We start from the raw sequence: 9,291 nt of genomic DNA on the forward strand, positions 1-9,291 counted from the left end.
TTCCCGCTCTAGCATGGCGGAATGAGCGAATCCTTCCGGCGCATGCTGCGCGCCCTGCCAGACTTCCCGGCCGAGCTTCCCGACTTCGATCCGGAGCTGGCCCCGGAGGACCCGGAGCAGCTGTTCCGGCAGTGGTTCGACGATGCCCTGGCCGCCGGGGTGCCGCAGCCCAATGCCTGCAGCCTGGCCACCGCCGACGCGCAGGGCCGCCCCTCGGCCAGGATGCTGATCCTCAAGGACATCGACGACGCCGGCTGGCACTTCGCCACCTCCCGTGAGTCCCGCAAGGGCCGGGAACTGGCCGAAAACCCCAACGCCGCGCTCAACTTCTTCTGGCAGCCGCTGGGACGCCAGGTCCGCGTCGCCGGCGAGGTCCTGGAACTCTCCGCCGAGGCCTCCGCCGCCGACTGGGACGCCCGGCCCGGAGCCGACGGCAGCACCAACCCTGCCTGGCAGCTGTACGCACTGCGACCCAGGGAGCTCGAATTCTGGCAGGCCCGCCACGACCGGCGGCACATCCGGCACCGCTACGGCCCGTTCTAGCCGGCGCGAATCCCGTCCGCGACGCAGGACACCGGTTAATCCGGATTAATCAAAGTGCTCCGTTAGGATGGGCGCCATGACTTCCATCACCCCCGAAAACCTCCTGGCAGAACTCCGCCGCGCCGCCGACGTCGTGACCGGAGTCGCCGCCGGACTGGACGACGCCGCGGTGTCCGCGCCGTCGGAACTGCCCGGCTGGACCCGCGGCCACGTCCTGGCCCACATCAACGGGATTGCCACCGCCATGGCCCGGCAGGTGGAGCACGCCACCCGCGGGGAACGCGTCGAGCTTTACGACGGCGGCTTCGAAGGCCGCAACCGGGCCATTGAACTGGCCGCCGGCCACGGCGCGGACCAGCACCGCGCCGCCGTGGGCACGGCCATCGATCGGGCGCTGGCCGCCTTCGGTTCGCTCGACGAGGCGGGCTGGCGGGCGCCCATCACGTTCCGGGACGGCGTCGTCCTCGACGGCGGCCTGGCGCTCTGGCGCGAGCTGACCATCCACGCCACGGACCTTGGGACGGGCCGCGGCCCGGAGACCTGGAGCCGGCCGTTCTGCGAGCACCTCTTCGACTTCCTGGCCGCGCGGGTGCCCGAGGGGCAGCGGTTCGTGCTGCAGCCGCTCGGCCTGCCCTCGGTGGCCATCGGCGCGCCGGGCGGCCGCTCTACCGCCATCAACGGGATGCTGACCGACATCGCGGCCTGGCTCGCCGGGCGAACCCCCACCCTGGGCAGCCTGCGCGCCACCGCGGCGGCCGACGGCGTCGACCTTCCGGCCCTGCTGCCCTGGCCGGCGGGAGTCCCCGTCACGAAGTAGCAGGCGGAGCCCGGGGCACCTAACCCCGGGGCGCCTGCCCGGCCTCGCGGGCCAGCAGGCTTTCCTTGACGGGCAGGCCCCAGCGGAAGCCCCCCAGGGTCCCGTCGGTGCGGATGACCCGGTGGCAGGGGACGAAGAGCGCGGCGGCATTGAACGCGCAGGCGCTGGCCGCGGCCCGGACCGCCTTGGCGTTGCCGGCGAGTTCCGCGTACTCGGTATAGGTCACCGGGTGTCCGGCGGCGACGGTCCGAAGCATGTCCCAGGCGTGGGCACGGAACGGGCCCGATTTCTGCAGCACCGGCACCGCCATGGCAGCCTCCGGGCTGCCGGCGTAGAACTCCTCGACCGCCGCCGAGATGGCACCCAGGCCGGACACATCCTGGTACTCGGTGGGCCGTAGCGTGGGGTGGATCTGGCCGGTCAGGGCGCCCGGTTCCGCCGTCCAGCCCGAGGCCAGGACGGCGCCGTCGCGGGCAATGATGGTGAAGGGACCGTCCGGGGTGGACAGGGTCAGGAGCTGGGCCGTCATGTCGTTGCTTTCTTTCGTGGCTTGGTGGAGGTTCGGGCTGCGGCCTGCGCCGCTGCCGCCGCGCGCCAGAGGTGCATGGTGGCGTAGGAACGCCACGGGCTGACCTCGCTGAAATCGGGGGACAGGGTGGGGGAGCCCGGGACGGAGCCGGAGCCGGTGCCGGTGCCGGGGTCGGGCGAGGACCCTGCCACGGAACCGGCGGCCGCGGCGAGCGACCGGACGCCGTTGCGGACGGCGGCGTCGTTGGCCAGGAACACGTCCGGGGCGCCGAGCACGCGCATGGACACGTACCCCACCGTCCAGGGGCCGACGCCGGCCAGCGGCAGGAGCTTCGAGCGCAGGCTCTCCGGGTTGTCGCCGTAGCCGAAGTCCAGGCTGCCGTCCGCCATGGCCGCCGCGGCCCCGAGGATCGAGTCGATCCGCCGCCGCGGTCCGCGCAGCAGCTCCCGGCCGCCCCCGGCGATCTCCGCCGCGGTGGGAAACATCCGGTCCAGCCCGTCCGCGGGGACTGTGCTGTCCTGCCCACAGGCGGACAGTTGCGCCAGGGCGGTGCGGGCCGCCGCGACGGTGATCTGCTGGCCGATCATGGCGCGGACCAGCAGTTCCTGCGGATCGATCGCGCCCGGCATCCGCATCCCCGGCGCCTCGGCCACCGAGCCCCGCAGCCGGGGGTCCGCCCCCAGGGCGGCGTCGATCGCCGACGGGTCCGCGTCGAGATCCAGCAGCCGGCGGACACGGCTGAGCAGGGCCGGCAGGTCCCGCAGGTCCACCGCCCCGATGGTGAGCCGGAGTGGCCGGGCCGCCTCTTCTGCGGCGTACTCCACCCGGAACCGGGCGTCCCCGTGGGCCAGCCGCAGGGTGCGGGCGTAGGACCGGTCCGTGCCCTCCTCGATCCCGGGGAGGGCACGGACGGCCAGGAAACCGAAAACCCCGGGGTCGAACGGCGCCCGGTACGGCAGGCTCAGGGTCAGGGCCGTCGAGCCCGGTGCCGGGCGGGCAGGGCCGTGGTGGCAAGCGGTGGCGCGCAGCGCGGACGGCGTCATGGCGAACACCTCCGCGATGGTGTCGTTGAACTGCCGGACGCTGCTGAAACCGGCGGCGAACGCGACGTCGGTGGCCTTCATCGGCGTCGAGACCAGCAGCGTCCTGGCCGTCTGCGCGCGGCTGGCCCGGGCCAGGGCCAGCGGGCCGGCGCCGAGTTCGTGGCTGAGGATCCGGTTCAGCTGCCGGGCCGAGTAGCCCAGCCGGGCGGCGAGGCCCTCGACGCCGTCGCGGTCGATCACGCCGTCGTTGATCAGCCGCATCGCGCGGGCGGCGACGTCGGTGCGCACGTTCCAGGCCGGGGTGCCCGGGACCGCCTCGGGGAGGCAGCGCTTGCAGGCGCGGTAGCCCGCCTCGTGGGCGGCCGCGGACGTCTCGTAGAAGGTGACGTTGCCAGCCTTCGGCGTCCGGGCAGGGCACGATGGACGGCAGTAGATGCCCGTGGTGCGGACCGCCGTGTAGAACTGCCCGTCGAACCGGGTGTCCCGCGCGTCAATCGCCCTGTAGCGCTGCCAAAAATCCATTCCTCCATCCTGCCAGCCGCCGGACGGCCAAGCTAGCGGAAATCGGACACGGGCGTGAGGCCTCCCGGCAGTGTCCGGCCGGGGCCGTCCGGCAGACCCGGCCCGGGGACGTGTTTGCTACGGTCTGAGCATGGACTCCTCGCTGACGCCCGCGGCCGTGCGCGCCCTGTTGTCCGGGGACGCCCGGACCGTCGCGCCGCTGCTGCTCGGCGCCGTCCTGACCCACGAGAGCCATGCCGGGCACGTGGCCGTTCGGATCACTGAGGTGGAGGCCTACCTCGGCCCGGAGGACTCACTGCACCCGGACCCGGGTTCGCACACGTTCCGGGGACAGACCCGGCGCAACGCCCCGATGTTCGGCCCGGCCGGTCACCTCTACGTCTACTTCACCTACGGCATGCACCACTGCACGAACATCGTCTGCGGCCCCGAGGGCACGGCGTCCGCCCTGCTGCTGCGCGCCGGCGAGGTGGTTACGGGGGAGGAGCTGGCCCGTTCGCGGCGGCCGACGTCGAAGAGCCCCGCGGACCTGGCCAGCGGACCCGCCCGGCTCGCCACGGCGCTGGGACTGACGACGGCGGACAGCGGCCGGGACGCGCTGGCCGAGCCCTTCCGTCTCGAACTGCCCGCCGGTCCGGCCGCGGGCATCAGCTCCGGGCCGCGCGTCGGCGTCTCCGGGGCGGGCGGCACCAGCGACTATCCGTGGCGGTTCTGGCTCAGCGGGGACCCGACCGTCTCCCGCTACAAGGCCGCGAAACCCCGGCCCCGCGGCTCGGCTACCGGCCGGTAGAATTATTCGGTGAATTCCACCGAGCAGCACACCAGTACGTCCACCGGCGCCAGCGCAACCGGCACCGCCGAGACCGGCCCCGCCGTCGACGGCACGACCGAGACCGGCCCCGCCGTCGAGCACCTGATCGACAGCCTCTGCGCCACCGTGCCGGACTATCCCAAGCCCGGCATCACCTTCAAGGACCTGACCCCCGTCTTCGCCGACCCCGCCGCGTTCAAGGCCGTCGTCGATGCCCTGGTCCGGCCATTCCTTGGCACCTTCGACGCCGTCGCCGGCGTCGAAGCCCGCGGATTCCTGCTGGCCGCCGCCGCCGCGTACGCCACCGGCACCGGCGTCATCACCGTCCGCAAGGCCGGGAAACTGCCCCGCGCCGTGGTCTCGGAGGACTACGCGCTGGAATACGGCTCCGCCACCCTCGAACTGCACACCACCGACCTTGCACCTGGCAGCCGCGTCCTCATCCTCGATGACGTGCTGGCAACCGGCGGGACCCTTGGCGCCGCGGCGCGGCTGTTCGAACGCTGCGGCATCACCGTCGCCGGCGTCGGCGTCGTGATGGAGCTCGAGGACCTGGCCGGCCGGGCCGCGCTGGGACAGCAGCAGATCCACTCCCTGCTGCGGCTCTAGCCACGCCGCAGGGGGAGCCGCCCGGGTCACTGGACGGGCGCGGCCGCGTCGGTAGAATGCCTGCAAAGTCCGGCCGGAAGAAAACCGACATATTTCGGGAGAGATTGCCGAAATTGCCGTAGAATGGTTGGTCTGTCTTTTTCGATAGGGGAACGTTCCATGCACGACGCTGATTTGGCCCACGAGCGCGACTACGTGGCCGGCCTGTACGCCCGGTTGGATGAACTGCGGGCGGAAAAGCGGGCCCAGCTGGCCCAGGTCCGGCGCGCGGGCGCCGTCGGCACCATGCAGAACGTCTCCGAGCGCGACGCGTTCGCCGCCCTGTACGAGGACCGCCTCGCCCAGCTTGACGCCGTCGACGACCGGCTGGTCTTCGGCCGCCTCGACCTCGACTCCGGCGAGGAGCAATACATCGGCCGCATCGGCCTGACCACCGAGGACCTGCAGCGGCTGATGGTCGACTGGCGTGCCCCCGAGGCCGGCCACTTCTACCAGGCCACCGCGTTCGACCGGCAGGGCGTCCGCCGCCGCCGGCACCTGATCCTGCAGGGCCGGGAGGTCAAGGCGATCGAGGATGACGTCCTCGACGCCGACATGCTCGCCGACGACGACTCGCTCCAGGGGGAGGGCGCGTTGCTTGCGGCGCTGAACTCCAAGCGCACCGGCCGGATGTCCGACATCGTCAGCACCATCCAGTCCGAGCAGGACCGCATCATCCGCTCCTCGATCTCGGGCGCCCTCGTGGTCCAGGGCGGTCCCGGCACCGGCAAGACCGCCGTCGCCCTCCACCGCGCCGCCTACCTGCTCTATACGCACCGGGACCGGCTGAAGACCGCAGGCGTGCTGCTGGTCGGCCCGTCGTCGTCGTTCATGAACTACATCGAACGCGTGCTGCCCTCCCTGGGCGAGACCGGCGTCGTGATGGCGAGCCTGGGCCGGCTGATGCCCGGCATCCACGCCGTCGCGGAAGAGGATTCCGACGTCGCCGCGCTTAAGGGCCGCCTGGACATGGCCGGGGTGATCGCGAACGCGGTCGCCAACCGGCAGCGGATCGTCCCCGCCAACCGCACCCTCGAGGTGGACGGCCGCAAGCTCGTGCTCACCCCGCGGCAGGTCCGCCGCGCCCGGGACAAGGCCCGCGCCACCGGCAAGCCGCACAACGAGGCGCGCGTGACGTTCGTCAAAATCCTGCTGCGCGAGCTGACCGAGCAGATGACCGAGCTGGTCGAAGCCGGCAGCATCGGCAACAACGCGGACCGCTCATACCTGGCCGAGGACGTCCGCTCCGCCCGCGACGTGCGCGTGGCCCTGAACCTGTGCTGGATGCCGATGACGCCGGAGAAGCTCGTCAGCGAACTCTTCTCCAAGCCGGCCATCCTCGAGGCCTGCACCCCCCACCTCACCGCTGAGGAGCGGGCCCTGCTGCTCCGCCCCGCGGACGCGCCCTGGACCGAGGCCGACGTGCCGCTGCTGGACGAGGCCGCCGAGCTCCTCGGCGAACTCGACCCGGCGGCCGGACGCGGACTGGCCCAGCAGGAGCACGACCGGGCCCGGGACCTGGCCAACGCCAAGCAGACCCTGGTCAACATGGAGGCGGCCGGCGTGGACGCCCTGTTCACCGCCGAGGAGCTGGCCGACCAGAACCAGGAACGCGAGGCCCGGCTCACCGCGGCCGAGCGCGCCACCACCGACCGCACCTGGGCCTTCGGGCACATCGTGGTGGACGAGGCGCAGGAACTCTCGCCCATGCAGTGGCGGCTGCTGGTCCGCCGCTGCCCGCTGAAGTCCTTCACGATCGTCGGCGACATCGCCCAGACCAGCTCCGTCGCCGGGGCCAAGTCCTGGCAGAGCGCACTGGCACCCCTGTTCGGGGAGCGCTGGCAGCTCGAGGAGCTCACGGTCAACTACCGCACCCCGGCCCAGATCGCCGAGGCCGCGGCCAGGATGGCCAACGCCGCCGGTCTGGTCGTATCCGCGCCAAAGGCCGTCCGCGAGGGCCGCTGGGCCCCGGTGATTGACCAGGTCGCCCCGGGTGCCGTCGTGGAGCGGCTGGTGGAGGTCCTGCCCGAGGAGATCGACGCCCTCGAAGGCGGCCTGCTGGCGGTTATCGCCGACGGCGCGCTGCTCGGCGAGGCGACGGCGGCGCTGCGGTCCGTCTACGGCCGCCGGATCGGCACCGGGGCGGGCAGCTACGAGCAGGACATCGTGGTGATCAGCCCCCGTGAGGCCAAGGGCCTGGAGTTCGACGGTGTCGTGGTGCTGGAGCCCTCGGCGATGCTCAACCACGAGCACGGCCGGGTGGGGGACCTCTACGTCGCCATGACCCGGCCCACGCAGCGGCTGCGGCTGATCGCCGCCGCCGGGGTTCCCGCCGGTATCGAGGAGTAGGCAGGGGCGCGCCCCTGCTACCTTTGATTCCGTGTCCCAGCAAATTGATCTTCAGTCCCAGCAGAACGACCCGGGTTTCGCCAACATCTGGCAGGAGCTCACCTGGCGCGGCCTCGTCCACGTCTCGACCGACGAGACTGAGCTGGAGAAGCTCCTCGCCGGCGATCCGATTACGTACTACTGCGGCTTCGATCCCACCGCGCCAAGCCTGCACCTGGGGAACCTGGTCCAGCTGCTGGTGATGCGCCGGCTCCAGCTGGCCGGACACAAGCCGCTGGGCCTGGTGGGCGGCTCCACCGGCCTGATCGGCGACCCGCGGCAGACCGCGGAACGGGTGCTCAACACCCCGGAAACCGTCGCCGAATGGGTCGGCCGGCTGCAGGGCCAGGTGCAGCGCTTCCTCAGCTTCGAGGGGGAGAACGCCGCCCGGATGGTGAACAACCTCGACTGGACCGCGCCCTTGAGCGCGATCGACTTCCTCCGCGGCATCGGCAAGCACTTCCGCGTCGGCACGATGATCAAGAAGGACATTGTCGCCACCCGGCTGAACTCGGAAGAGGGCATCAGCTACACCGAGTTCAGCTACCAGATCCTGCAGGGCATGGACTACCTCCAACTGTTCCGCGACTACGGCTGCATGCTGCAGACCGGCGGCTCGGACCAGTGGGGCAACCTCACCAGCGGCACGGAACTGATCCGCAAGGTGGAGGGCAAGCACGTCCACGCCCTCGGCACGCCGCTGATCACCAACTCCGACGGCACCAAATTCGGTAAGAGCGAGGGCAACGCCATCTGGCTGGATGCGGAGATGTGCAGCCCGTACGCCTTCTACCAGTTCTGGCTCAACACGGCCGACGCCGACGTCGCCGCACGGCTCAAGGTCTTCACATTCCTCAGCCGCGCCGAGATCGAGGCGCTGGAGGCTTCCGTGGCCGAGCGTCCGTTCGCCCGGGAGGGCCAGCGGAAGCTCGCCTACGAGGTGACCTCCCTGGTGCACGGCGTCGAGGCGACCGAAAAGGTCATCGCCGCCTCCGCCGCCGTCTTCGGCGGCGGCGAGCTGGCCGGGCTCGACGCCGACACCCTGCGCGCGGCGACGGCCGAACTCCCGTCCGCCACCGTGCCGGCCTCGGACTTGGGCATCATCGACCTGCTGGTCGCCACCGGACTGGCCGAGAGCAAGTCGGCGGCCCGGCGCACCGTGGGGGAGGGCGGCGCCTACGTGAACAACGTCAAGGTCACCGATCCCGACGCCGTGGTGTCCGAAGCCGAACTGCTCCACGGCCGCTACCTGCTGCTGCGCCGCGGCAAGAAGAACCTCGCCACGGTGGAGGTTTCCCGCTAGCCGCTACGGCCGCCGTTTCCTCCTGCACGCTCCTCTCCAGACGTCCGTCCCCCGCGGGATTTGCACGTCCGGAGGGGAGCGTGTAGTGTTTTCTGAGTCGCCGCCGCTGAGTGGCGACCAACCCCCAACACTGAGAAGCAATTCTTCCGGCGCTGAACGCTGGGAATCGAAATTGATCCTCCTTTGCTGGGCGGATTCACTTTTACAGATGAATTCCGGATGAAAATACGGATTTGCAAAGTAGAAATGAATGAAATAAGCTGTAAACATCGCAGCGAAGAAATGCGAAACAAAAGAAATTGTTTCAAAAAGTATTCGAATGCTTCTGTTGTTTGAGAACTCAATAGTGTGCCAAGTTTGTTGATACCGATTGTTTTATTGATTGGTTGAAATTGCCGAATCGTGCCGCCCCTGTGGTGTGGTTTGGTGTTTTAGCTGGTTTCAAATTTTGTGCAGCCTTCTTTCCTCGTTTTCCCGGGGTTGTTGGTTGTGTCTGTTTGTTTTCAACGGAGAGTTTGATCCTGGCTCAGGATGAACGCTGGCGGCGTGCTTAACACATGCAAGTCGAACGATGATCCGGTGCTTGCACCGGGGATTAGTGGCGAACGGGTGAGTAACACGTGAGTAACCTGCCCTTAACTCTGGGATAAGCCTGGGAAACTGGGTCTAATACCGGATATGACTCCT

Annotated in this window: 8 protein-coding genes and 1 rRNA gene; 7 read left to right on the plus strand and 2 right to left on the minus strand. The window is 70.1% G+C overall.

The annotated features are described in order from the left end of the window. The first annotated feature begins 21 nt into the window (after positions 1-21). Together AB0O44_RS11025 and AB0O44_RS11030 are read left to right on the plus strand one after the other, a co-directional pair. Entirely contained in the window at positions 22-543 is a 522-nt protein-coding gene (locus tag AB0O44_RS11025) for a pyridoxamine 5'-phosphate oxidase family protein (protein ID WP_364137280.1), read from the plus strand. Positions 544-619: 76 nt separating this feature from the next. Beyond that, the gene (locus AB0O44_RS11030; RefSeq protein ID WP_364137282.1) at positions 620-1,360 is read left to right on the plus strand and encodes a maleylpyruvate isomerase family mycothiol-dependent enzyme; all 741 of its coding nucleotides are present in this window, start codon (positions 620-622) and stop codon (positions 1,358-1,360) included. 19 nt (positions 1,361-1,379) lie between these two features. Here AB0O44_RS11030 and AB0O44_RS11035 read toward each other — a convergent pair whose 3' ends face one another. Then, positions 1,380-1,889 (minus strand): methylated-DNA--[protein]-cysteine S-methyltransferase, encoded by a 510-nt coding sequence (locus AB0O44_RS11035; RefSeq protein ID WP_364137284.1) that lies wholly within the window; start codon positions 1,887-1,889, stop codon positions 1,380-1,382. Continuing rightward, the gene (locus tag AB0O44_RS11040) at positions 1,886-3,454 is read right to left on the minus strand and encodes an AlkA N-terminal domain-containing protein (protein ID WP_364137285.1); all 1,569 of its coding nucleotides are present in this window, start codon (positions 3,452-3,454) and stop codon (positions 1,886-1,888) included. Before AB0O44_RS11040 ends, AB0O44_RS11035 begins: the two co-directional genes overlap by 4 nt. A 130-nt stretch (positions 3,455-3,584) precedes the next feature. Here AB0O44_RS11040 and AB0O44_RS11045 point away from each other — a divergent pair, with 130 nt between their 5' ends. The 5 genes from AB0O44_RS11045 to AB0O44_RS11065 all read left to right on the plus strand — a co-directional run. Continuing rightward, positions 3,585-4,244, plus strand: a complete 660-nt coding sequence (locus AB0O44_RS11045; protein ID WP_290258265.1) for a DNA-3-methyladenine glycosylase — start codon at positions 3,585-3,587, stop codon at positions 4,242-4,244. A 123-nt stretch (positions 4,245-4,367) separates the two neighbouring features. Beyond that, a complete protein-coding gene (locus AB0O44_RS11050; protein ID WP_364137334.1) occupies positions 4,368-4,874 on the plus strand; it encodes an adenine phosphoribosyltransferase in 507 nt (168 codons plus the stop codon). Positions 4,875-5,033: 159 nt separating this feature from the next. After that, a complete protein-coding gene (locus AB0O44_RS11055; RefSeq protein ID WP_364137287.1) occupies positions 5,034-7,262 on the plus strand; it encodes an AAA family ATPase in 2,229 nt (742 codons plus the stop codon). A gap of 31 nt (positions 7,263-7,293) precedes the next feature. Beyond that, positions 7,294-8,604: a tyrosine--tRNA ligase gene (gene tyrS, locus AB0O44_RS11060; protein WP_364137289.1), complete on the plus strand. Its 1,311-nt coding sequence runs from the start codon at positions 7,294-7,296 to the stop codon at positions 8,602-8,604. A gap of 503 nt (positions 8,605-9,107) precedes the next feature. Next, a 16S ribosomal RNA gene (locus AB0O44_RS11065) occupies positions 9,108-9,291 on the plus strand; the annotation flags it as partial.

It is taken from the genome of Arthrobacter sp. NPDC080082, assembly GCF_040686595.1.
In the GTDB taxonomy this organism is placed as follows: Bacteria; Actinomycetota; Actinomycetes; order Actinomycetales; family Micrococcaceae; genus Arthrobacter.

Bases quoted from the DNA above. Each gene is read 5' to 3' on its own strand.
- AB0O44_RS11025 (WP_364137280.1), top strand. From the start codon at position 22: ATGAGCGAATCCTTCCGGCGCATGCTGCGCGCCCTGCCAGACTTCCCG.
- AB0O44_RS11030 (WP_364137282.1), top strand. From the start codon at position 620: ATGACTTCCATCACCCCCGAAAACCTCCTGGCAGAACTCCGCCGCGCC.
- AB0O44_RS11035 (WP_364137284.1), bottom strand. From the start codon at position 1,889: ATGACGGCCCAGCTCCTGACCCTGTCCACCCCGGACGGTCCCTTCACC.
- AB0O44_RS11040 (WP_364137285.1), bottom strand. From the start codon at position 3,454: ATGGATTTTTGGCAGCGCTACAGGGCGATTGACGCGCGGGACACCCGG.
- AB0O44_RS11045 (WP_290258265.1), top strand. From the start codon at position 3,585: ATGGACTCCTCGCTGACGCCCGCGGCCGTGCGCGCCCTGTTGTCCGGG.
- AB0O44_RS11055 (WP_364137287.1), top strand. From the start codon at position 5,034: ATGCACGACGCTGATTTGGCCCACGAGCGCGACTACGTGGCCGGCCTG.